This window comes from Streptomyces sp. Root1310 (assembly GCF_001426425.1).
GTDB lineage: Bacteria > Actinomycetota > Actinomycetes > Streptomycetales > Streptomycetaceae > Streptomyces.
Genome location: NZ_LMEQ01000001.1, coordinates 2,158,095 through 2,181,091, shown reverse-complemented (window position 1 = coordinate 2,181,091; position 22,997 = coordinate 2,158,095). Strand labels below are relative to the sequence as shown.

26 protein-coding genes are annotated in these 22,997 nt (G+C 70.3%); 15 read left to right on the top strand and 11 right to left on the bottom strand.

Translation table 11 applies throughout. The features are described 5' to 3' along the window. Positions 1-98: 98 nt before the first annotated feature. From ASD48_RS09475 to ASD48_RS09440, 8 genes are all read right to left on the bottom strand, one after another. Positions 99-893, bottom strand: a complete 795-nt coding sequence (locus tag ASD48_RS09475; protein ID WP_107104252.1) for a response regulator transcription factor — start codon at positions 891-893, stop codon at positions 99-101. A 47-nt stretch (positions 894-940) separates the two neighbouring features. Further along, positions 941-3,076, bottom strand: coding sequence for a pectinesterase family protein (locus tag ASD48_RS09470; RefSeq protein ID WP_057600887.1), 2,136 nt, complete (start codon positions 3,074-3,076; stop codon positions 941-943). Between the two features lie 112 nt (positions 3,077-3,188). Continuing rightward, entirely contained in the window at positions 3,189-4,679 is a 1,491-nt protein-coding gene (locus tag ASD48_RS09465) for a HAMP domain-containing sensor histidine kinase (RefSeq protein WP_057600886.1), read from the bottom strand. Beyond that, the gene (locus ASD48_RS09460) at positions 4,676-5,413 is read right to left on the bottom strand and encodes a response regulator transcription factor (RefSeq protein WP_057600885.1); all 738 of its coding nucleotides are present in this window, start codon (positions 5,411-5,413) and stop codon (positions 4,676-4,678) included. The genes ASD48_RS09465 and ASD48_RS09460 overlap by 4 nt, the downstream gene beginning before the upstream one ends. A 117-nt stretch (positions 5,414-5,530) precedes the next feature. Then, positions 5,531-5,740 (bottom strand): hypothetical protein, encoded by a 210-nt coding sequence (locus ASD48_RS09455; RefSeq protein WP_057600884.1) that lies wholly within the window; start codon positions 5,738-5,740, stop codon positions 5,531-5,533. A gap of 29 nt (positions 5,741-5,769) precedes the next feature. Beyond that, a complete protein-coding gene (locus ASD48_RS09450; protein WP_057600883.1) occupies positions 5,770-7,023 on the bottom strand; it encodes a trypsin-like peptidase domain-containing protein in 1,254 nt (417 codons plus the stop codon). Between the two features lie 216 nt (positions 7,024-7,239). Then, a complete protein-coding gene (locus ASD48_RS09445; protein WP_079073672.1) occupies positions 7,240-8,262 on the bottom strand; it encodes a LacI family DNA-binding transcriptional regulator in 1,023 nt (340 codons plus the stop codon). A 105-nt stretch (positions 8,263-8,367) separates the two neighbouring features. Further along, positions 8,368-9,156, bottom strand: coding sequence for a response regulator transcription factor (locus tag ASD48_RS09440; protein ID WP_057600881.1), 789 nt, complete (start codon positions 9,154-9,156; stop codon positions 8,368-8,370). Positions 9,157-9,358: 202 nt separating this feature from the next. Here ASD48_RS09440 and ASD48_RS09435 point away from each other — a divergent pair, with 202 nt between their 5' ends. The 7 genes from ASD48_RS09435 (at position 9,359) to ASD48_RS09405 (ending at position 14,920) form a co-directional block, all read left to right on the top strand. Then, positions 9,359-10,198, top strand: coding sequence for an alpha/beta fold hydrolase (locus ASD48_RS09435; RefSeq protein ID WP_079073671.1), 840 nt, complete (start codon positions 9,359-9,361; stop codon positions 10,196-10,198). 37 nt (positions 10,199-10,235) lie between these two features. Continuing rightward, positions 10,236-10,490, top strand: a complete 255-nt coding sequence (locus ASD48_RS09430; RefSeq protein ID WP_057600879.1) for a MoaD/ThiS family protein — start codon at positions 10,236-10,238, stop codon at positions 10,488-10,490. Position 10,491: 1 nt separating this feature from the next. Then, positions 10,492-12,054, top strand: a complete 1,563-nt coding sequence (locus ASD48_RS09425) for a hypothetical protein (RefSeq protein WP_057600878.1) — start codon at positions 10,492-10,494, stop codon at positions 12,052-12,054. 130 nt (positions 12,055-12,184) lie between these two features. Next, positions 12,185-12,922, top strand: coding sequence for a DUF2993 domain-containing protein (locus ASD48_RS09420; RefSeq protein WP_057600877.1), 738 nt, complete (start codon positions 12,185-12,187; stop codon positions 12,920-12,922). 482 nt (positions 12,923-13,404) lie between these two features. After that, positions 13,405-14,244 carry a sulfurtransferase gene (locus ASD48_RS09415; RefSeq protein ID WP_020130363.1) on the top strand — a complete coding sequence of 280 codons (840 nt, stop codon included), beginning with the start codon at positions 13,405-13,407 and terminating at the stop codon, positions 14,242-14,244. 39 nt (positions 14,245-14,283) lie between these two features. Then, positions 14,284-14,571: a DUF1416 domain-containing protein gene (locus ASD48_RS09410; protein WP_010351646.1), complete on the top strand. Its 288-nt coding sequence runs from the start codon at positions 14,284-14,286 to the stop codon at positions 14,569-14,571. An 88-nt stretch (positions 14,572-14,659) separates the two neighbouring features. Then, entirely contained in the window at positions 14,660-14,920 is a 261-nt protein-coding gene (locus ASD48_RS09405) for a DUF3099 domain-containing protein (RefSeq protein WP_054243839.1), read from the top strand. Positions 14,921-15,003: 83 nt separating this feature from the next. Here ASD48_RS09405 and ASD48_RS09400 read toward each other — a convergent pair whose 3' ends face one another. Next, entirely contained in the window at positions 15,004-15,366 is a 363-nt protein-coding gene (locus tag ASD48_RS09400; RefSeq protein WP_057600876.1) for a DsrE family protein, read from the bottom strand. A 34-nt stretch (positions 15,367-15,400) separates the two neighbouring features. Between ASD48_RS09400 and ASD48_RS09395 the strand changes: the two genes are divergently transcribed. From ASD48_RS09395 to ASD48_RS09380, 4 genes are all read left to right on the top strand, one after another. Next, positions 15,401-15,610, top strand: a complete 210-nt coding sequence (locus tag ASD48_RS09395; RefSeq protein WP_057600875.1) for a hypothetical protein — start codon at positions 15,401-15,403, stop codon at positions 15,608-15,610. Positions 15,611-15,841: 231 nt separating this feature from the next. Further along, positions 15,842-16,417 (top strand): FABP family protein, encoded by a 576-nt coding sequence (locus ASD48_RS09390; RefSeq protein ID WP_057600874.1) that lies wholly within the window; start codon positions 15,842-15,844, stop codon positions 16,415-16,417. A gap of 16 nt (positions 16,418-16,433) precedes the next feature. Next, positions 16,434-16,880: a Fur family transcriptional regulator gene (locus ASD48_RS09385; RefSeq protein WP_020130354.1), complete on the top strand. Its 447-nt coding sequence runs from the start codon at positions 16,434-16,436 to the stop codon at positions 16,878-16,880. A 10-nt stretch (positions 16,881-16,890) separates the two neighbouring features. Then, a complete protein-coding gene (locus ASD48_RS09380; protein ID WP_057600873.1) occupies positions 16,891-17,856 on the top strand; it encodes a folate-binding protein YgfZ in 966 nt (321 codons plus the stop codon). A gap of 78 nt (positions 17,857-17,934) precedes the next feature. On the opposite strand, the gene dtd is transcribed toward ASD48_RS09380, so the two are convergent. Continuing rightward, entirely contained in the window at positions 17,935-18,360 is a 426-nt protein-coding gene (dtd, locus tag ASD48_RS09375; protein WP_057601104.1) for a D-aminoacyl-tRNA deacylase, read from the bottom strand. Between the two features lie 159 nt (positions 18,361-18,519). Here dtd and ASD48_RS09370 point away from each other — a divergent pair, with 159 nt between their 5' ends. The 3 genes from ASD48_RS09370 (at position 18,520) to ASD48_RS09360 (ending at position 21,763) form a co-directional block, all read left to right on the top strand. Continuing rightward, entirely contained in the window at positions 18,520-19,086 is a 567-nt protein-coding gene (locus ASD48_RS09370; RefSeq protein WP_057600872.1) for a hypothetical protein, read from the top strand. 159 nt (positions 19,087-19,245) lie between these two features. Continuing rightward, positions 19,246-20,511, top strand: a complete 1,266-nt coding sequence (locus ASD48_RS09365; protein ID WP_057600871.1) for a GNAT family N-acetyltransferase — start codon at positions 19,246-19,248, stop codon at positions 20,509-20,511. 385 nt (positions 20,512-20,896) lie between these two features. After that, positions 20,897-21,763, top strand: a complete 867-nt coding sequence (locus ASD48_RS09360; protein ID WP_199875701.1) for a GntR family transcriptional regulator — start codon at positions 20,897-20,899, stop codon at positions 21,761-21,763. Here the strand turns inward: ASD48_RS09360 and ASD48_RS09355 are convergent. Continuing rightward, positions 21,753-21,947, bottom strand: coding sequence for a hypothetical protein (locus ASD48_RS09355; protein WP_057600869.1), 195 nt, complete (start codon positions 21,945-21,947; stop codon positions 21,753-21,755). The genes ASD48_RS09360 and ASD48_RS09355 overlap by 11 nt on opposite strands. 153 nt (positions 21,948-22,100) lie before the next feature. Between ASD48_RS09355 and ASD48_RS09350 the strand changes: the two genes are divergently transcribed. Beyond that, the gene (locus ASD48_RS09350; RefSeq protein WP_199875699.1) at positions 22,101-22,979 is read left to right on the top strand and encodes a GntR family transcriptional regulator; all 879 of its coding nucleotides are present in this window, start codon (positions 22,101-22,103) and stop codon (positions 22,977-22,979) included. Positions 22,980-22,997: the final 18 nt, after the last annotated feature.

Below are 22,997 nucleotides of genomic sequence, written 5' to 3'. Positions count from 1 at the left end.
GGCACGGCCGTCCGCGTCGGCACGGCCAGTACCGCCACGTCAGCACGGCCGTCCGCGCAGGAATGCGGCCGCGTCAGTACCGCCGGACCGGTCAGCGCTCATCCCACCCGCAGCATGTACCCCAGCCCCCGCGCCGTCTGGATCAGCCGGGGTTCGCCGTACTGCTCCAGCTTGCGCCGCAGGTACATGACGTAGACGTCGAGCGTGTTGGACGTCGGTTCGAAGTCGAAGCCCCAGACGTCCTTGTGGATCCGGGCACGGCTGAGGACCTTCGTCGGATGGCGGAGGAAGTACTCCAGGAGGGAGTACTCGGTGGGGGTGAGGTCGAGCGGACGGGCGGCGCGCATGGCCGTGTGGGAGGACAGGTCCATGACGATGTCGTGGAACGTCAGCCGGGCGGGGGCGGCGTCGGCGGGCGGGGCCGCCCGGCTGGTGCCCCGGCGCAGCAGGGCCCGCACCCGCGCCAACAGTTCCTCCGCGGCGAACGGCTTCATCAGATAGTCGTCCGCGCCGTTGTCGAGGGCGACGATGCGGTCGCCGACCGCGTCCCGGCCGGTGATCATCAGGATCGGGACGGTGGAGCCGGAGGCCCGGATCCGCCGGGTCGCGGCCAGACCGTCCAGGCCGGGCATGGTGACGTCCATCAGGACCAGGTCGGGGGCGTTGCCGGGGGCTCCGACCGGATCGAGCGCGAGGTCGAGGGCGAGCCGTCCGTCTCCGACGAGGACGGTCTCGTAGCCCTCGAAGCGGAGCAGCCGGCCGAGTCCCTCGCGGATGTCCGCGTCGTCGTCGGCCAGCAGTATTCGCCCCGCCCTCCCCGCTCGCCCCGCCGTTCCCCCGCCCGCCGCCGTCCCCGCCGTCCCCGCCGTCCCCTTCACCGTTCGTATCACCATTCCCTCACGGTGGGGCGAGGGGCTGTGGTGGAGCTGGCAGAGGGATGTCAGGAGGCCGTGGGGGTCCAGTCGCCCAGCCAGTCCGCGACCTCCTGGGCGGCGGCCTGGGCGTCGGTCAGCAGCGGGCGGTCGGCGCTCGCGGCACCCGAGCCCGCGCCGGTGTTCCTGTACTCCGCGAACCGGTCGTCCTTCCAGGAGAAGCCGCTCATGTCGGTCCACGGTGTGGTCCTGATGGCGGCGCTCAGGGCGGTGTTGCGGACGGTGGTCTGCGGGTCCAGGGTCGCGTCCCCGCCCGCGTGCCAGGGGCGGCCGAGGTAGAAACTGCGGTCGGCGACGTCACCGTTGACCGTGGAGTTGGCGATCAGGATGCCCTTGCGGTCGGCGGCGGTGCTGGGGGCCGTGACATAGCCGGCCGAGGTGCCGTTCCAGCGCTTCTTCAGGGTGATGACGGACTTGTCGATCACCGCGGTGGCCCGGCCGAAGATGAAGTCGGTGTTGCCGATGACGTAGGAGTTGGTGAGGTAGACGCGGCCCAGCTTCTCCTTGGCCGCGGTGTCCACCAGCAGGGTGTCCTGGTCGCCGCTGACGATGACGCTGTCGAGGAACACCTTGTCGGCGGAGGTGCGCAGGGCGACCGCCTGGTTGGCGATGTCCTGGTGGGCGGCCTCGTCGAAGTCGTTGGAGATGGTCAGGTTACGGGCCTGGAAGTCGTCGCCGTCGACGGCGACGGTCGCGCTGCCGCCGGTGCCGTACGTGCCGGAACCGTCGGGCTTCGGCGTACCGGACGCGTTGTCGTAGACGATCGTGGTGTCCTTGCGGCTGCCGCCGGTGCCCTGGATGGTGACGTGCGGCTTGTTGGACGGGACCTTGACCAGCTCGCGGTACGTGCCCGGCTTGACGGCGATCACGACGCGCGCGGGATTGTTCGTCGGCACGGCGTTCACGGCGGCCTGCACGGTCGTGTACTGCCCGCTGCCGTCCTTGGCGACGGTGAGCGTGGTGGCGGCCGCCGCCTTCGTGCCGGCCGCCGCCTTCGTGCCGGCCGCCGCCTTCGTGCCGGCCGTCGTCGTACTCGTCGAGGTGCCGATGGAACCGCGCGGTCCCGCGCCCGACTTGAGCAGCGCCGGCACGTCGGCCGCCTGATCGAGGGTGTACGGGTAGTACGTCTTCGGGTCCCAGGCCGCGCCCGTGCCGCCGCTCTCGTTCTTGCCGGTCGTGCCCGAGAAGACGTTGCCGCGCTGGACGAGGGTGGCGCCGGCGTCGCGGACGACGGGGTTCGTCAGGCCCTGGAAGTAGGAGTTCTCCAGGACCATGTTCGTCGCGCCGCGCGAGTAGTTGCCGTACGAGGACTTGATGTCCGTCCCCGCCACGTCCTCCAGGAAGTTGTTGTACAGGTGCGCGTGGGCGACGTTGTCCGTGGACGGGTTGCGCTGCTCGGTCTCGCGGATCCAGTTGTGGTGGATCGTGATGTCGGCGGTGACGTTGTCGGTCCAGCCGATGCCGAACGCCTTGTTCTCCTGGCTCAGCCTGTTCCAGGAGACCGTCAGATAGGTCGTGTCCTTGCGGCTGTCGATGAGCCCGTCGGCCATGTGTCGGATGTCGTTGTGGTCGATCCAGACGTGGTGCGCGCCGTCCATCTGGATGCCGTCGTAGTCGTGCTCCTTGTCGTTCCAGACGCCCTGGTAGGCGTCCCGGATCGTCAGGTTCCGGATGATGACGTTGTGGACGCCCTGGCCGAGGAAGAAGCCGCCGCCGACGATGTGCCCGGCGGTCCCGGACCCCACGATCGTCTTGTCCGACTGGACCTTGATCTCTTTCCCGACCGGGTCCATGGTGATCGTCGCGGCGACGACGATGACGTACGGCTCGGCGGCCGTCGCGTACTTCTCCAGGTCGGCGAGCGTCTTCACGGTGACGGTCCTGCCGTCCCGCCCGCCGTACGTACCGTTCTGGCCCAGGGCGTCGACGGAGGCGAAGCCGTCGGCGGTGGCGGTCGCCCAGGCGGGCGTGGCCGCGGTCGCTGCCGAGGCCCTCGCCTGCGCGTCCGTGCCGAAGAGCCCGAGGTCCGCGCCGTAGGCGAGGGTGCCGGCGGCGGTGAGGGCGAGGGGTACGCCGATCGCGACCGCGGTGCCGCGCCTGCGATGCCGGGGCCTGCTGGTGCCTCTGTTTCGGTGCGCGCTCATACGACCATCCGTTCCGTGCGGGCGGGGGGAGTTGATGCGCTGCTGGGTCGCCGCCCGGATCGGAAAGGTTGCCGACCTCACGGAGGTTCGTGAGGAGAGTGCCGTCCGCCCGCTACGGGGCGACGGCGGGATCCTCCGGCGGCGGGGTCGGTGCCCCCGGCAGCCGGACCGTCGCCACCGTGCCGCCGCCGTCCGCGCGGGCCAGACCGACCTGGCCGCCGGCCTGTTCCACGGTACGGGCGACGATCGAGAGACCGAGGCCCGAGCCCGGGAGGGCCCGCGCGCTGGGGGAGCGCCAGAAACGGTCGAAGACGTGCGGGAGTTCCTCGGCCGGGATGCCGGGGCCGTGGTCGCGGACCGTCAGCGTCCCGTGGCTCAGCCGGACGTCGATCGTGCCGCCCTCGGGGCTGAACTTCACCGCGTTGTCCAGGATGTTGACCACCGCCCGCTCCAGCGCGGCCGGCTCCGCCCGGGTGTACCAGGGCTCCAGCGAGGCCGTGATGGTCAGCTCCGGGCCGCGCAGCCGGGCCCGGCGCAGCGCAGACTCCACCGCGTCCTCCAGTGAGACCACCTGGACGCGTTCGCCGCGCTGACCCTCGGAACGGGACAGTTCCTGGAGGTCGCCGATGAGCGACGCCAGCTCGGTCATCTGCGCCTTCACCGAGGCGAGAAGCGCCTTGCGGTCCGCCGGGGGGATCGGCCGGCCCGTCTCCTCGCTGCGGGTGAGGAGCTCGATGTTGGTGCGCAGGGAGGTGAGGGGGGTGCGCAGCTCGTGCCCGGCGTCCGCGATCAGCTGCTGCTGGAGCTCACGGGAGTTGGCGAGGGAGGCGGTCATCGAGTTGAAGGAACGGGAGAGGCGGGCGATCTCGTCGTCGGTGTCGTCCTCGACGGGGATGCGGATGCTCAGGTCCTCCGTCCGGGCGACGTGTTCGACGGCCTCGGTCAGCTTGTCCACGGGGCGCAGTCCGGCCCGCGCGACCGCCAGCCCGGCGGCGCCGGCCCCGACGACTCCGATACCGGAGACGAGGAGCAGGACCAGGGCGAGGTCGTTGAGGGTGGATTCGGTGCTCTTGAGGGGCGCGGCGATGAGGAGCGCCGTGTCCGGGTAGAGCTGGGGCGGACTGCCCATGCCCTGAGTGACGATCAGCGGTGCGGTGAGTACGCGTACGGCGTTGCCGTCCGAGTCGGTGCCATTGCGGATGATCCCTTCACCGCTGCTGCTCGCGTCCTTGATCACCTTCTTGTCGGCGTCGGTGACCTTGACGGTGCCCGCCGAGGTCGCGGAGACACAGGCCGTCCCGTCCGCCTTGACCAGCTGGATGTAGGTGTTCCGGGCCCGGAGGTCGCTGATGTCGGGCCCGTCGGTCTGGGCGGACTGAGCGGCCTGGGGACAGCTGGCGAGGAGGTCCTCGACCTGGTTGTACCGCTGCGGCTGTGACATCTTCCTGAGGTCGTTGTCGACCTGGTCGTACAACTTCCCCTGCACGATGAACCAGCAGGTCACCGAGACCGCCGCCACCGCGAAGGCCACGGCGGCAGCGACGAGCATCGACAGCCGGGCCCGGATGGGCAGGGTCCGGAACCGCCGTACGAGCTTTTTCACTCCGCCCCGCCCTGTCGCAGCACGTACCCGACGCCCCGCACGGTGTGCACCAGACGCGGCTCGCCACCCGCTTCCGTCTTGCGGCGCAGGTACATCACGTACACGTCCAGCGAGTTGGACGACGGTTCGAAGTCGAAGCCCCAGACCGCCTTCAGGATCTGCTCACGGGTGAGGACCTGACGCGGGTGTGCCATGAACATCTCCAGGAGGGTGAACTCCGTGCGGGTCAGTTCCACGGGACGTCCGCCGCGGGTGACCTCGCGGGTCGCGAGGTCCATGCGCAGGTCGGCGAAGGTGAGGGCCTCGTCCTCCTCCACGGTGCCCGCTCCGGCCGCCGCCGCGTAGGAGCTGCGCCGCAGCAGGGCCCGTACGCGGGCGAACAGTTCGTCCAGTTCGAAGGGCTTGACCAGGTAGTCGTCAGCTCCCGCGTCCAGGCCCGTGACCCGGTCACCGACCGTGTCGCGGGCCGTCAGCATCAGGATGGGCGTGGTGTCGCCGGCCCCGCGGATGCGGCGCGCGGCGGTGAGGCCGTCCATGCGCGGCATCTGGATGTCCAGCACCACCAGGTCGGGCCGGTAGGCCGTCGCCTTCTCCAGCGCGTCCGCGCCGTCCACGGCGACCTGCGTGTCGTAGCCCTCGAAGGCGAGGCTGCGCTGGAGTGCTTCACGCACCGCCGGCTCGTCGTCGACGATCAGGATGCGCTGGGTGTCACGGTCGCCTTCGGCGGGGCTCATGGGCGTGGTTTCCTCGGGTGCGGTGGGACGACGGGAGGCCGGACCTGCTGAACGTGCTGAGTGTCCTCAGCCTCGCACGGTTCCCGGTGTGCGCGTGAAGAGCGGGTTGTGGTGAGATCAGCCGCGCATCGTCGCGAGCCGGTTCAGCGGCACCTTGCGCTGATGCGGGCGGGCGGCGGTGGTGCGCAGACCCATCAGCTGCGGGGCCGCCACCTCAGGCGCGCGGGTGGGCGCGACCGGCGGGTGCAGCTCGTACGCCACGTCGAGGGCCAGGCCGAGGTCGGCCGCACCGAAACCGGTCACCGTGTGCGAAACCTGCTTGATCATGACGTACTCCCTGACTCGGTGGTGGGTTGTCAGCTGTCGGAGCCGCCGGCCCGCAGCGTGGCGAGGTCGGCCTTGACGGTGTTGATCGGGATGGCGAAGCCGAGGCCGACGCTGCCGGCGTCGGCGGAGGAGGACGAGTCCGTCGCGGCGGAGTACATCGCGGAGTTGATGCCGATGATGTTGCCGCTGGCGTCGATGAGCGCGCCTCCGGAGTTGCCGGGGTTCAGGGAGGCGTCCGTCTGGAGCGCCTTGTACGTCGTCGTGGACGTGCCCGTGTCGCCGTTGAACTGCTGGCCGCCGAACTGGAACGGCCAGTTGCCGTCGCCGCCCTGGCCCTGCCCCTGGCCCTGACCCTGGCTCTCGTCGGTCGAGACGGTCACGTCCCGGCTCAGCGCGGAGACGATGCCGCTGGTGACGGTGCCGGTCAGGCCCTCGGGGGAGCCGATCGCCACGACCGTGTCGCCGACCTTGACGCCGTCGGAGTTGCCGAGGGTCGCCGCCTTCAGGCCGGACGCGTTCTCCAGCTTGATGAGCGCGAGGTCCTTCTTGCTGTCCGTTCCGACGACCTTGGCGGTGTACGACTTCCCGTCGCTCGTCGACACCTTGATCGAGGTGGCGCCGGAGATGACGTGGTTGTTGGTGATGATCTCGCCGCCGCTGGTGATGATCACACCGGAGCCGGTGGACGTCCCGTTGCTGAGTGTGGCGCTGACCTCGACGACGCTCGGGCTGACGGCCGCCGCGATGGTGGCCACGTCACCCGTCTTGCTGGAGGGCACCACGCTGGTGGTGGTGGACGAGGAGACCACCTCGTCCTTGCCGGTCAGCTCCTGGATGCCGTAGGCCGTGCCGCCGCCTATGGCCGCCGCGACGATCGCCACGGCGGCGAGCAGCGCGAACGGGCCGCGGGCGCGCTTCTTCCGGTCGGGCGCGGGCTCGGAGGCCACGGGGGTGAGGAGAGCGGTTCCGCCGCCGTTGCCGCCCTGGCCGTCGTAGCCGCCATAGCCGGCGCCGCCTGCCGCTGCCTGGGTCTGCCACACCGCGGTGGGCTCGACGGCCGGCTGCTGCTGGTGCGCCGACGGCTGCTGCACGGGCTGCTGCTGCACCGACTGCTGCTGCACGGGCTGCGCGACCGGCTCGTAGGCCGGCGGGGGCGGCCACTCCGGGTTCACCGGGGAGGAGCCCACTGGGGCGGAGGCGTGCTGCTGGGCGCCCTCGTACGGGGCCTGGTACGGGTTCTCGAAGTTCTCGTACTCGCCGCTGCGGCGGATGCTCTCGGTCATGGAACGAAGCTTCTCGCCCGACCATGAGAGCTCCCTGAGTGCTCCCTGAGAAGCCCGCCAGAACCTCGTATGCCCGATATAAAGAGCCATCCCGAAGTCGGGCGGACCCTCTCAGACGCGTCTCATGCACGGCTCGTACAGGCCCGTGCACGGCTCATAAGGGCCGGTGCACGGCTCATACGGGCCGGTGAACGCCTCGTTCAGGCCCGTGCACCGCTACTCGCAGCCGCAGGACTGCCGTACCACCAGCTGTGACGGGAACACCTTCAGCCGCTCGCGCCGCGACCCCGCGACCCGCAGACCGTCGTCCAGGACTAGGTCGACGGCGGCCCGGGCCATCGCTGAGCGGTCCGATGCGATCGTTGTCATGGGCGGGTCGACAAGGGCCGCTTCCTTGATGTCGTCGAAGCCGATGACCGCCAGCTCGCCCGGCACGTCGATGCGCAGCTCGCGCGCCGCGCGCAGCAGACCGATCGCCTGGTCGTCGGTCGAGCAGAACACGGCCGGCGGCCGGTCCGGGCCCGCCAGCAGTTCCAGGGAGACGCGGTAGGCGTCGTAGCGGTTGTACGGCGCCTCGAAGAGCCGGCCCTCGGTGCTGACGCCGGCCTCGTCCATCGCGCGCCGCCAGCCCTCGACGTGGTCGGAGACCGGGTCGCCGACGGAGGGGGTCTCCGCGGTGCCACCGACACAGGCCACGTACTCGTGGCCGTGCTCCAGGAGGTGGCGTACGGCGAGCTGGGCGCCGCCCAGGTCGTCGGTGACGACGGCGACGTCGTCGATGGCCTCGGGGCGTTCGTGCAGCAGCACCACCCGGGCGTCCCAGGCGTCGATCTCCGCGGCCGCCAGGTCGTTCAGCGCGTGGCTGACGAGGATGAGGCCCGAGACGCGCATCCCGAGGAACGCCCGCAGATAGTGGACCTCGCGCTCGGCGACATAGTCGGTGTTGCCGACCAGCACCATCTTTCCGCGCTCGGAGGCGGCCTGCTCGACCGCGTGCGCCATCTCGCCGAAGAAGGGCTGACGGGCGTCCGGGATGATCAGGCCTATGAGGTCGGTGCGCCGCGACGCCATCGCCTGGGCGACCCGGTCGGGCCGGTACCCCAGCTCCTTGATGGCGGCGAGGACACGCTCGCGCGTGGCCGGGGCGACCGGCCGGGGTCCGTTGTTGATGACATAGCTGACGACAGCGGTCGAAGTACCCGCCAGTCGCGCCACATCATCCCGAGTCACCTTGGCCACCCGCGGAGTCTACGCGGATGGACCCGCTCTGGGCAGGGCGTACAGGAGCTTCCCTGTGCGCGGGCAACGCCCTTCCCGAGCGGGTGCCGGGCTTACCGGCGGGTACTACGCCTCCGCTGTGACCTCTGCGGCGTCCAGGGCCGTCACGTTGTCCGTATCGTCCGCGTTTGCCTGCTCCGACCGGTCCGTCTTGGCCTTGGCGTCGTCACTCGCGCGCTCCCCCTTCTCAGGGGTAACGAATCGATAACCGACGTTCCGGACGGTTCCGATCAGCGACTCGTGCTCGGGGCCGAGCTTGGCGCGCAGGCGTCGTACGTGGACGTCGACGGTACGGGTGCCGCCGAAGTAGTCGTAGCCCCAGACCTCCTGGAGCAGCTGTGCGCGGGTGAACACCCGGCCCGGATGCTGGGCCAGGTACTTCAGGAGCTCGAACTCCTTGAAGGTGAGGTCCAGGACCCGTCCCTTCAGCTTCGCGCTGTAGGTCGCCTCGTCGACCGACAGGTCGCCGTTGCGGATCTCCATCGGGGAGTCGTCGTTGACGATCTGCTGGCGGCCCATGGCCAGTCGCAGCCGGGCCTCGACCTCGGCCGGTCCGGCGGTGTCCAGCAGTACGTCGTCGATGCCCCAGTCGGCGGTGACGGCGGCGAGACCGCCCTCGGTCACGACCAGGATGAGCGGACAGCCGGGTCCGGTGGAGCGCAGCAGCTGGCAGAGGCTGCGGACCTGGGGCAGATCGCGGCGGCCGTCGATCAGGATGACGTCGGCACCGGGGGTGTCGACGAGAGCCGGGCCTTCGGCCGGGGCCACCCGCACGTTGTGCAGCAGCAGTCCGAGGGCCGGAAGCACCTCCGTCGACGGCTGGAGAGCGTTGGTCAGGAGCAGCAGAGAACTCATACGTCTGGTTCCTCCTCGGTCCCTGCGAGGACATTGCGGCACTGCGGCTTTTGCGGCACTGCTCTGCGATCCCGGGGGGCCGTACACCTGCGGTCACCTGGCGTTTCCCGCCCGGTTCCCATTTCGTATACAACGCTTCCGAAAGCACAAAAGGACCCGGGGGCTACGCTGCCCGAGTCCTCTGTCCAGCAGAATAGCCCACATGAGCAGCGGTCCGGCAGGTCATGTGGCACGTTCCACCGTTCGTCCGTATTCCGAGACGGGCACGCGCGCACCATTGCGGACGTTTCTGCCCACCGCCGACGGGATTTCCGTCGATTCCGTATACGAACCGGGTGCGGCCGTATACGACGCCTCCGCGCCGTCCAGCCGTCATCCGGTGTTCGTCGTCGCCCACGGGTTCACCGGCGACGTGGACCGCCCGCACGTGCGGCGCGTGGCGTCCGCCCTCGCCGGGTACGGCGCCGTCGTCACCTTCTCCTTCCGGGGCCACGGCCGCTCCGGCGGGCACTCGACCGTCGGCGACCGCGAGGTCCTCGACCTGGCCGCCGTCGTGGAGTGGGCCCGCTCGCTCGGGCACGCGCGCGTCGTGACCGTCGGCTTCTCGATGGGCGGCTCGGTGGTCCTGCGGCACGCGGCGCTCCACGCGGGGACGGTGGACGCCGTCGTCTCCGTGAGCGCCCCCGCCCGCTGGTACTACCGGGGCACGGCCCCGATGCGCCGGCTGCACTGGATGGTGACCCGCCCCGAGGGCCGCCTGGTCGGCCGCTACGGCTTCCGCACCCGGATCCACCGCCGGGAGTGGGACCCCGTCCCGCTGTCGCCGGTCGAGGCGGTCCCGAAGATCGCGCCGACCCCCTTGCTGATCGTGCACGGCGACCGGGACGGCTACTTCCCCCTCGACCACCCCCGGATGCTGGCCGAGGCGGCCGCCGGGCACGGCGAACTCTGGCTGGAGCACGGCATGGGCCACGCCGAGCACGCGGCCGACGACGGCCTGCTGGCCCGTATCGGGGACTGGGCGGTGGCGCGGGCGGGCTAGCCTGACCGTGTACACAGCCGATTGATTGAGGAACCTGATGCCCAAGGTCACGGTGCGCTACTGGGCGGCAGCCAAGGCCGCGGCCGGGGTGGCCGAGGAGCCGCACGACGCGGCCACACTCGCCGAGGCGCTCGACGCCGCACGTGCGCGACACCCCGGTGAACTCGTGCGTGTCCTGCGGCGATGCTCGTTCCTCGTCGACGGTGACCCCGTGGGCACCCGCGAACATGAGACGGTACGGCTGGCCGACGGCGGCACGGTCGAGGTGCTCCCGCCGTTCGCAGGAGGGTGAGATGACCGACCAGCCGTACGACCAGCAGGGCCAAGAGGGGTACGAGGGCTACGACCCGTACACCCGGCAGCCCCAAACCCCGCAGGCTCATCAGTCCCAGCAGGCTCATCAGTCCCAGCAGGCTCATCAGCCCCGGCATGCCCAGCAGCCCCGGCATGCCCAGCAGCAGGCCTGGCCTGGGCAGCAGCAGGGGTACGAGGACCCGCAGGCCCACCTCCAGCACACGCAGCAGTGGCAGGGCCAGACCTGGGAGACGAGCGTCCAGGCGCCGGTCACCCCGGCCGACCCGGCCCCGACCGCCTATCTGCCCCCGCAGACCGGCGAGGCGCCGATCTACGGCAACCCGCAGCCCGCGTACGGCAACGCTTCCGCGTACGACGAGTCCTCCGGCTACGGAAACGCCCCCGGGCACGCGGATCCCGGGTACGGAGACGCCCCCGCGTACGGCGGTGGCCCGGCGTACGGCGGCAGCCCCGCGGGGCGCGCACCCCTGCCACCGGAGAACCACGCACAACCGCAGGACCAGGCCCAGCCGCACGGTCACGCCCAGACTCAGGACCAGGCCCAGCCGCACAGTCACGCCCAGCCGCACAGTCACGCCCAGCCGCACAGTCACGCCCAGCCGCACAGTCACGCCCAGGCGCAGAACCACGCCCAGGCGGGAAACTGGCAGGCCCCGGCGCCGCAGCAGGCCTCCCGTCCGGCCTCGGCGCCCGCCGCCCCCCTTGCTTCCGCCCCTGTGCCGGAACCCGCGACCGGAGAGACCGGCATGACCTACGGCCCCGCCACCCTGGCCGGCAACGCCCGTGTCACCGACGCCCAGCGGGCCCGTCTGGAGGGGCGTTCGCCGATCATCGAGCCGGGGATGCAGCCCGCCGCGCTCACCGCGCTCCTCGGTCTGCTCCTCTCCGGCGCGGCGGCCATCGGCTCGTACGCCCTCCTCGTCCCGCTCGTCGTGCTCCAGGCCGTCACCGCGGCGGGCTGGTTCCGGCTGAACGGCATGTGGCCGGCCCGCCAGGGCATCGCGCTCGCCTTCCTGGGCGCACTGGTGTCGGACGCGGCGCTCCTCGCGGCGGGCCGGGAGAACGCGCCCGCCGCCATCTTCGGCACCCTCGGCGTCTGGGTCCTGCTCTGTCTGGTGCTCCAGCTGCGCTCGCACGCCGACCCCGACGAACGTATGTACGGACTGATGGCGACCGTCGCCTCCTCCGCGCTGGCCGTCCTGGCCACCGGGCATCTGGGCGCCGAGCCGGACGCGGTGACGGTCGGCACGGCCGCGGTGGCGGTGGCCGTCCTGGCCCGGGCGCTGCCGCTGCCCACCCCGGCCTCCGTCGTGGTGGCCCTGCTCGCCGCCGCGGGCGCGGGCATCGCGGTCGGCGGGATGACCGGCCTGGGCGCCAAGGGTGCGCTGCTCGGCGCGGGCGCGGCGGTCTGCGCGCTCGTCGGCCACCGGGTCGCGAGCTACGACTACCCCTCCCGCTTCGTCCACTTCACGGCGGGCGTGGCCCTGCCGCTGGCCGCCGCCGCGCCCGCGGTCTACGTCCTCGGGCGGGCGCTGGCGTAGAGGTAAGGGGTAAAGAGCGGTGATGGTCTGTCACAGGTGATCGACAAATCGCCGGTGCCCCTTCCGTGCGGGGTTACCTTGAACCGTTGTCAATGAACCGTTCAGGCCATCCGGGTGGGGGAACTACCGCATGCGTGCGCTTCGAATACTGCTGGTCGTCGTCGTGGTCCTGGGCGGCCTGTTCGTGCTCGCGGACCGCCTCGCCGTGAACTTCGCGGAGGGTGAGGTGGCCGACAAGCTGAAGGCCAACGAGGGCCTCGCCACCACCCCGGACGTGTCCATCAAGGGCTTCCCGTTCCTCACCCAGGTCGTCGGCGGCTCGCTGGACGACGTCGAGGTCGGCATGAAGGACTACGAGGCGGCGACCGGCAAGAGCGGTCAGTCGATCCGTATCGACGACCTCCAGGCGGACATGAAGGGTGTCGAGTTCTCCGGCGACTACAGCTCCGCCACCGCCTCCAGCGCCACCGGCACCGCGTCCATCACCTACGCCGAGCTGCTGAAGACGGCGAAGTCCGAGCCGACGCAGGTGATGCAGGGCGTCACCGCCAACGTGGTCGGTCTCTCCGACGGCGGCAACGGCAAGATCAAGGTCGCCGTCGAGGCCACCGTGCTCGGCACCAAGCTGCCGCAGCCCGTGTACGTCCTCAGCACGGTCACCGTCGAGGGCGACACCGTCCGCGTGCACGCCGACTCGCTGCCCAGCTTCGGCGGGGTCCGGGCCGCCGAGAGCGAGGTGCGCTCCATCACCGACTTCCAGCAGAAGATCGACGACCTGCCCGGCGGGATCCAGCTCGACAAGGTCCAGGCGGGGACGAACGGGGTGGACATCTCGGTGAAGGGTTCGAACGTCAGGCTGGCCGGGTAGGGCTGACCCCCGGACCGGCCATGGGCCGACCATGGACGTCGAGCCATGGACGACGAACCATGGACCGACCCCTGATGGACGGCGAGTGTCCGACAGGCGAGACGCCGCCGTCCGTACCGTAGGGGTGACGACGGACACAAGCGCCCGGAAGCCGTGCTGCAACGGCCCGGGCGCTTTTTCTGTCCCACTATCCGGACGATCGCATCTCAGCATTCGGCATGCTGGTGACATGCCCACCTGTCCGTCCCTACGATCGTCGACATGATGCAGCGACAGGCGGATCTCACGAAGCGGCGGGCAGTAGACCTGTGCCGCGTCGCCGCCATGCTCTGTCGCACTTTCTGAGCGGAAGCGCCGCCGGCCTTCCGCGCCTCCCGGCGCCCTCATTCGAGGGCATCCGTGCGCCGGCCGCCGGCGAGACCCGGCCGCGCGCCCCTCTTTCTTGCACACCCCCGCCGCAACTGCCCCGGAGGAGAACGAGCATGAGCCGCAGTGACGTCCTGGTCGATGCCGACTGGGTCGAGGCCAACCTCGACAACGCCGACATCGCCATCGTCGAGGTCGACGAGGACACGTCCGCGTACGAGAAGAACCACATCCGGAACGCCATCCGGATCGACTGGACCAAGGACCTCCAGGACCCGGTCCGCCGTGACTTCGTCGACCAGGAGGGCTTCGAGAAGCTCCTGTCGGCCAAGGGCATCGCCAACGACACCCTGGTGATCCTCTACGGCGGCAACAACAACTGGTTCGCGTCCTACGCCTACTGGTACTTCAAGCTCTACGGCCACGACAACGTCAAGCTTCTCGACGGTGGCCGCAAGAAGTGGGAGCTGGACGCCCGCGAGCTGGTCGAAGAGGTGCCCGAGCGCCCCGAGACCTCCTACCAGGCCAAGCCGCAGAACAAGTCCATCCGCGCCTTCCGCGACGACGTCGTGGCGGCCATCGGCTCGCAGAACCTGGTCGACGTCCGCTCGCCCGACGAGTTCAGCGGCAAGCTGCTCGCCCCGGCGCACCTGCCGCAGGAGCAGTCGCAGCGCCCGGGCCACGTCCCGTCCGCCCGCAACATCCCGTGGTCGAAGAACGCCAACGACGACGGCACCTTCAAGTCGGACGACGAGCTCAAGGAGCTCTACGCCGACGAGCAGGTCGACCTGGCCAAGGACACCATCGCGTACTGCCGCATCGGCGAGCGCTCGGCCCTGACCTGGTTCGTGCTGCACGAGCTGCTGGGCGTGGAGAACGTCAAGAACTACGACGGCTCCTGGACCGAGTACGGCTCCCTCGTCGGCGTCCCGATCGAGCTCGGCGCCAACAAGTAACCATCCGAAAACCGACCTGAACGACCTCTGGAGAAGCACATGTGTGGAGCGAAGGCCGGCGGCCCGGACGCCTCGACGATCAAGCCCGGTGAGACCACGATCCAGGGTCAGGTGACCCGGGACGGCGAGCCGGTGACGGGCTACGTCCGTCTGCTGGACTCGACCGGCGAGTTCACCGCGGAGGTCCCGACCTCCGCCACCGGACAGTTCCGCTTCTATGCGGCCGAGGGCACCTGGACCGTTCGCGCCCTCGTCCCCGGCGCCACCGCCGACCGCACGGTCGTCGCCCAGCAGGGCGGCCTCGCGGAGGTCGCGATCGCGGTCTGAACGACACCGTGAACCACTGAAGGGCCGCACCCTGCGGGTTGGACACCGGGGGGCGGCCCTTCGGCGTGCACGGACCTACGCTGGAGATATGTACGCACGGCGACGGCACGTCTACTTCGCCATGATGGGGACCTGCATCGGCCTCTTCGTCCTGGCGTGGGCGGTCGTGCGCCTCTGGTCGATCCCGGTGGCCGTGGGCATGTGCGTGGTGGCCATGCTCATCCCGCCGCTCGCCGCGATGGTCGCCAACCGGCGCGGTCCCGAGGACCGCTGGTGGGACGACCCCTCCGGTGACCCGAAGTCCGACGAGTGGTGGGACGAGCTGGACGGCAAGAAACGCCGTCCGTAGGCGCCGCCCCGTCGAGCCCGCCCCGCCGAGCCCACCCCGTCGAGCCCGGCCCGGCGGCCCGTTCCGGTGGACGAACGCCCGTTCTAGTAGACGAGCGCCTGGACGCCGTCGGCCAGCGCCTCCTGCACGAACACCTGCGCTCCCGCGATCCGTACGCCCTCGATGACGTCCTTCTCCGTGATGTCCCGGCGGGCCGCGCACTGGGTGCACAGGGTGAGGCGGCCACCGGCCAGGACCGACTCGAGCAGACCGGGCAGCGGGGCCGCGTGCGGCAGCTCGAACTCGGCGGCCCGGCCCGGCAGCGCGAACCACGCGGACTCCCCGGTCAGCCACAGTGAGACCTCGACCCCACTGGCCACGGCGACGGCCGCGACCGTGAACGCCTGGGAGCACCGCTCGGGCGCGTCCGCGCCCGCCGTCACCTTGATCACGAGCTTCTTCGCCATGCCTGAATCGTAATCAACTCCACTACGACTGCTGGTGTCGATCACGGGTTCCGGTGAGCGCGAGAGGGAATCGGCGGCCGACGACGTCTGCGGGGAGCTCACCACCCATGGAGCGGAGCCGCCGCGGCGGGCCTGCCTCCGCGCGGGTGACGTCGTCGCCGTGGTCCTCCGGTCCCGCAAGGGCACCGCCGCGGCCGTCCCCTTCCAGCAGACCGTCACCCCGCAGAGTCAGCTGCCGGGCTGACCCCCGTGAGGGAGTACCTCACACGGAGGGCCGGTCCCCGGCCGCGTAAGCTGGGGGCCGGCCCTGTAGTACGTACCCCGAAGCACGCTCATCCGAGGAGCACCCCGTGGAGATCTTCTTCGAAGCCCTGCTGGTCCTGGTCTGCGTCGGCACCCTCGCCTTCGCCGGTCTGACCGTGAAGAAGCTGTACCAGGGCCAGCGCTGACCGACCATCTCCAGGAACTGTCACTCATGATCGAGATTCCGTCCGACCTCCACAAGGACCTCGTCCCCCTCGCTTTCCTGCTGGGCAGCTGGGCGGGCGCGGGCGTGCATGACTTCCCCGGCTCGGAGAAGTGCAACTTCGGACAGGAGGTCACCTTCGGCCACGACGGCCGGGACTTCCTGGAGTACCACTCCCACACCTGGGTCCTGGACGGCGACGGCAACAAGGTCCGGCCGCTGGAGTCGGAGTCCGGCTTCTGGCGCGTCGACGCCGACCGCAAGGTCGAGGTGACCATGGTCCGCGACGACGGCGTCGTCGAGATCTGGTACGGCGAGCTGGCCGACAAGAAGCCGCAGATCGACCTCGTCACCGACGCGGTGGCCCGCACGGCCGCCTCCGGCCCCTACACCGGCGGCAAGCGCCTGTACGGCTACGTCAAGAGCGACCTCATGTGGGTCGGCGAGAAGCAGACCCCCGAGACCGAGCTGCGCCCCTACATGTCGGCGCACCTGAAGAAGGTCGTCACCCCGGAGGACGTCGAACGCTGGGCGAAGGCCCTCCCCGACGACATGCCGGACGACGGGATCGCCTTCTTCAAGTAGTTCTAGACTCTTCGGTGTGGTGAGCACTGAAAGCACTGACTGGAAGAGCGACCTGCGGCAGCGCGGTTACCGGCTGACGCCGCAGCGCCAGCTTGTCCTCGAGGCCGTGGACACCCTGGAGCACGCGACCCCCGACGACATCCTCGTGGAAGTGAGGAAGACGGCGTCGGGGGTCAACATTTCCACCGTGTACCGGACCCTGGAGCTCCTGGAGGAGCTCGAGCTGGTCAGCCACGCGCATCTCGGGCACGGGGCACCGACGTACCACCTGGCGGACCGGCACCATCACATCCACCTGGTCTGCCGCGACTGCGGCAATGTCATCGAGGCGGATGTACAGGTGGCCGCGGAGTTCCGGGACAAGCTGCGCGAGACCTTCGGCTTCGACACGGACATGAAGCACTTCGCGATCTTCGGGCGGTGCAAGGACTGCACGCTCAAGGGTTCAATTACCAAGTCGTAGGCTTGGGCCCATGAAGAGCCCTCTGCTGTCCCTGCCCGGCGCCGTCCCCGCCGAGGGTGTGGACGAAGGCGTCGCCGGTCACTACGGCGACCTGTTCCGCGAGCAGCGCGCCCTCGCCGACGGCGCCGGTTTCGTCGATCTCTCGCACCGCGGAGTCGTCACCGTCTCCGGCGAGGACCGGCTGAGCTGGCTGCACCTTCTCCTCACCCAGCACGTCACCGACCTCCGTGTCGGCGAGGCCACCGAAGCGCTGATCCTCTCCGCGAACGGCCACATCGAACACGCGCTCTACCTGGTGGACGACGGCCTGACCGTCTGGATGCACGTCGAACCCGGCACCCAGGAGGCGTTGATCGCGTACCTGGAGTCGATGAAGTTCTTCTACCGGGTCGAGGTCGCCGACCGCACCGCCGACCTGGCGGTCGTACATCTCCCCGCGGGTTCCATCGCCCCCGTCCCGCCGGGTGTCGCCGTCCGGGAGACCGCGTACGGCCGTGATCTCTTTCTCCCCCGCGCCGACCTGGAGGCGTACGCCGGGCAGGCGGGTCCGCCGGTCGGGATCCTCGCCCACGAGGCCCTCCGCGTCGAGCAGCACCGCCCGCGTCTCGGCTTCGAGACCGACCACCGCACCATCCCGCACGAGCTCGGCTGGATCGGCACCGCCGTGCACCTCCAGAAGGGCTGCTACCGCGGCCAGGAGACGGTGGCCCGGGTGGAGAACCTCGGCAAGCCGCCCCGCCGTCTCGTCTTCCTGCACCTCGACGGCAGCGAGGTCCACCTGCCGGTCGCCGGCACCGAACTCCGCGTCGCCGACGACGGCCCCGACGGCCGCAAGATCGGCTTCATCACCACGTCCGTACGCCACCACGAGCTCGGCCCGGTGGCCCTGGCCCTGGTGAAGCGGAACGTGCCGGTGGACGCGCCGCTGCTGGCCGGGACGACCGCGGCCGCGCAGGAAACGGTGGTGGAACCCTAGGGGGCAGCCCCGGGATCCCGGGGGCCCGGTGGCCCAGCCGGACCAGGAGCCCAGGAGGCCTGAGGGGCCAGGAGACCCCTAGACCTCGATCAGCACGGTGAACGGGCCGTCGTTCGTCAGCGACACGCGCATCTGCGCGCCGAACCGGCCCGTCGCCACCGTCGCGCCCAGCTCCCGCAGCCGGGCGACGACCTCGTCGACGAGCGGCTCGGCGACCTCGCCGGGGGCGGCCGCGTTCCAGGTGGGCCGGCGCCCCTTGCGCGCGTCCCCGTACAGCGTGAACTGGCTGATGACCAGCAGCGGGGCGTCGATGTCGCTGCACGACCTCTCGTCGTGCAGCATGCGTACCGACCAGAGTTTGCGGGCCAGCCGGTCCGCCTCCACCTTCGTGTCCTCGTGCGTGACCCCGACCAGGACGCACAGTCCCTCGCCGTTGATCTCCCCGACCGTCTCGCCGTCCACGACGACGCTCGCGCCGTCCACCCTCTGCACCACCGCTCGCATGCGGACCATGATGCCGGGTCCCCCGCACCGACCCGTGAGGGGCCCATTTTTGATCCTTAAGCCCCTATCTGGGGCCGTTCGGGGGGACTCGGTAACCCGGCGGTCGATCGGGGTGGCACGATGCTTCCCACACGCCGGTCGAGGGGACGGTAGAAGGACATGAGCACACCGAGTACCAGGCGGCCTGCCACACAGCGGCCGCCGGCACAGCGCAGCGACAGCCCCGTGCTGCCCGTGGAACAACCCGAGCACGACCTGACCCGGCTGAGCCTGCCCGAACTGCGCACCCTGCGCCGGGACGCCCAGCGCGACGAGGCCGACCTCAGCTACGTACGACGGCTGCTCCAGGGCCGTATCGACATCCTGCGCGCGGAGCTGGCCCGCCGCTCTCCGTCGGGCGCGGCCTCCGTGGTGGAGCGGCTGTCGGAGATCCTCACCGACGCCCCGGCCCGGCACCGTTCCTCGGCCCGGCACGTCACCCTGGGCACCCCGCACAGCGAGGAGTACCGGCGGCTGGCCGCCGACATGCTCGCCGACGTCGAACTGTCCGACCTCGACGCGCGCACAGATCCCGAGCTCCACGACGCGATGGGCTGCCTGGTCCGCTACGAGCAGCAGGTCTCGAGCCGCCGCCAGCGCCTCCAGCGGACGGCCGACGAGTCGGGCGCGGAGATCACGAGGCGCTACCGGGAGGGAGAGGCACAGGTGGAGGACCTGCTGGTGTGACCCCGTCGTGGTCCCACCGGGGCCGCGGCGGGGGTGCTCGGGCCGGCTCCGAGGCTTGGGCCGGTTGCGAGGAACGGGCCGCGGCCGGGGCTCGGGCCGGGGCGGCGAAGGCGGGAAAAATCTTCGCGCCGCCCGCCCGCCCCTGCCTACGGTGATCCCATGACCCGCCGAGCCAGCCAGCAGCCGATCGACGTCCGCGCAGTCACCGACGCGGAGCTTCCCGAGTGGACCCGTGCCGTGAACACGGGCTTTCTGCGCCCGCCCACCGTCCCCGACCAGATGCTCGCCGACCGTCGTCTCGCGTTCGCCGACTCCCGTGTCTCCGGCGCCTTCGACGCGGGCCGGTGCGTGGCGACGTTCCGCTCGTTCGACCAGGAGCTGACGGCGGTCGGCGGCGCGACCGTCGCCGCCGACGCCATCTCCAACGTCACCGTCGCGCCCACGCACCGCCGCCGCGGAATCCTCACCCGCATGATGGCCGACGACCTGACGGCGGCGAAGGACCGCGGGGACGTCGTGGCCACCCTGATAGCCGCCGAGTACCGGATCTACGGCCGGTACGGCTTCGGTCCGGCGACCACCATGACCGAGTGGTCGATCGACGTGCCGCGCGCCGGCCTCGACCCGAACTGGTCGGGCCCGCAGGACGGCGGCCGGATCGACTTCGCCGACCCCGAGGAGATCCGCCGGATCGGTCCCGAGCTGCACGAGCGGCTGCGCAGCGCCCAGCCGGGCGCGATCGACCGGGACGAGCACTGGTGGGCGGCGCGCACCGGGCGGTTGTGGCTGTTCGGCAGTGCGTGGGTCGAGCCGTTCTTCGTGGTCTACCGCTCGGCGGAGGGTGTGGTGGAGGGCATGGCCTCCTACAGCGCGGACGACGAGTGGAGCGACGGCAAGCAGCCGCTGAACACGGCGACGGTGAACTGGCTGAGCGCGGTGACCCCGGCCGCGGAGCGCGCCCTGTGGCACTACCTCTGTTCCATCGACTGGATCACCCGGGTGAAGACGGGCTGGCGCTCACCGGACGACCTGCTCCCGCTCCATCTGCCGGACCCGCGCGCGGCGCGCATCACCACGCAGGCGGACTGGCTGTGGGTGCGGATCCTGGACGTCGTGCGGGCCCTGGAGGCGCGGACGTACGACGCGTCGGGCGCGTTGGTCCTCGAGGTCACCGACCGGTCGGGCCTGGCCGGAGGCCGCTTCCTGCTGGACGCCACCCCCGACGGTGCCTCCTGTACGCCGACCACCCGCGGCGCCGACCTCACTCTGGACGTGGCCGAGCTGGCGACGCTGTGGCTGGGCGACGAGTCCGCGGGGCGGCTGGCGGTGCTGGGCCGGCTCCGGGAAGAACGAGCGGGCGCCGCCCGGGAGGCCGACGCCCTGCTGCGTACGTCCGGGCGGCCTTGGTGCCCGGACATCTTCTGACGACTCCTTTCCGTGCGGCTGTACGTCTGTACTGCTGACTGCTGACTGCCGTGTGTCCGTGGTTCTTCGAATGCGGGTATCCGTAGCTGTTCAGTTGTGGCTGTGCGATCGATCTGAAGTTGTGGCTGTGCGGGCGATGTTCAGTTGTGGCTGTACGTCGGTGTCGACTGCTCGGGCTCCCGGCTCCCCTCCGGAAGGGAGCCCGACCGCCAACCGTCTGAAAGTTTGACCATGTCGTTGAAGTTGGCTGCCAACTTCACTGTAACTATGTCCGCTTGGAAGCGTCCTATAACCATCTCTCTTTGAACTGCCCAAAGATGGCGGGAAGTTGTAGTGTGCGGACGTGGAGCCGGAACATGCCTCCGTCAATGGGCGGAGGGGGGCGGTGCGGCCGCAACGGTCACATCGCGAGGTGGCCGACGAGCTGCGCACCCGGATCAGGACCGGAGTGCTGCGGCCGGGGCAGCGCATGCCGACGCAGGCCAAGCTGGCGGACGAGTTCGGCGTCGAGCGTGGTGCCGTACGGCAGGCGCTGCGCATTCTTCAGTCCGAGCAGCTCCTCACCAACGTCTCCAAGGGAAGCCCGGCGACGGTCGCCGCGCGGCCGGGTGCGGCCGGCCTCCCGGCGGGTCCCGCGGCGGCCCCGCAGCCCTCGATGGTGGCCCTTCCGCCGAAGATCACCGAGGCCTTCGCGGCCGATCACGTCGAGGTCGACGCCCTGTGCCTGACGGCGGTCTCGCTGACGGCCGCGATCGGTGAACCCCTGCGGCAGATCCACGCGGGGCAACTGAAACCGGCCAAGATCGACGTCCGTGTCCTGTTGCCGTCCCGGAACATCGAACTCGCCTTTCCGGCACCGGTGGACATCACGGAGACCGGGCGGCTCCAGCGCCGCTGGCTGGCCCATCGCAACGCCCAGGGCCAGGTGCTGCGCCACAACCTGCTCACGCTGCGCTCCACGCACGGAATCGACGTGCACGTCACGTTCCGCGCACTGCCCTTCACCCCGCCCGTCAAGCTGTATCTCCTCAACGGGACGGAAGCGCTGTTCGCGTACTACACGGTCAAACGGCGCGAGCAGACGATCGACCACGAGCACCTGGAGATGTACGACGCCGAAGGCACGCGGTCGGTGCTGTTCGCCTTCGAACAGGGCGCCGGGCCGCGTGACACGGCGTTCGTGGAACAGTCCCACCTGTGGTTCGACGCACTGTGGGAGACGATCAGCTCGGAGCTGGTGCTCACGAGCTGACGGCGGGCCCGGTGGCGAGAAGGGCGAGAATCACGGCGCCGGCGGAGCTGATGACCGGGCTCTTGGCCTTGATGCCGACGCTGAGCAGGAGCAGGCCGATGGCGCCGGCGGTGCCGTACTTCCACTGGATGGTCTGCTCGACACCGACGACGAAGACGGCGCAGAGGAGGACGAGGACGGGCATGGTGGTTCCCCCCTTCCGAGATGGGAGTGGGAGGCAAACCTTCCGCCAACTCACTCAAGTTGGTTGCCAACTATGACTATGTTGTCCCCACTTGGCGGCAGCTGTTAAACAACTTTCAAACAACTCCCGCCAGATGGATCTAAGTTGTAGCGTTTGGTCGTGACCCAGGAGAACGTGGCAGTGAACGGCAGCAGGCTCTCACCGCGTGAGATCGCCGATGTCCTGCGCGAACGCATCCGCGTCGGGGATCTCAGGGCCGGTGACCGGTTGCCCACCCAGGCCGAACTGGCCGATGAGTTCGGGGTGGAGCGCGGTACCGTCCGCCAGGCCCTGCGGGCGCTCCAGGACGACGGGCTGCTCACCAACGTGAGCAAGGGCAGTCCGCCGCGGATCGCGGAGCCGCCGGCCCCGGACCGCGGCGAGCCCCAGCCCACGATGGTGGGCCTGGCCCCGCGGCTCACCGCCGCGTTCGGCGTGCCGCACGTACGGATCGACGCGGCCTGTCTCACCGCCGAGAGCCTGATCCCGGCCCTGGGCGAGCCCCTGCGGCTGATCCACGCCGGCAGCATCCGGCCCCAGAAGATCGACGTCCGTATCCTGCTGCCGTCCCGGGACATCAGTCTCGCCTTCCCGGTCTCGGTCGAGGACCGCGGGGACGACGAGGACCCGGTCCACCAGCGCTGGCTGTCGATGCGCAACGCGCAGGGCCAGGTGCTGAGTTACAACCTCCGCGCACTGCGCTCGCACGGCGTGGACGTCAACATCACCTTCCGCGCACTGCCCTTCACCCCGCCGGTGAAGCTGTACCTCCTCAACGGGCAGGAGGCGCTGATCGCGTACTACATGGTCGCGCGCACCGAGGAGACCACCGACAGCGGAACCCTCGACATGTACGACGTGCGGGGCACCGAGTCCCTCCTCTTCTCCTTCGAGAAGGCCGCCGGTCAGCGCGACGCCGCGTTCGTGGAGGAATCCCAGAAGTGGTTCGACGCCCTCTGGGAAACCATCACGACGGACCTGACACTCTTCTAGTGACCTCTGATACGACGC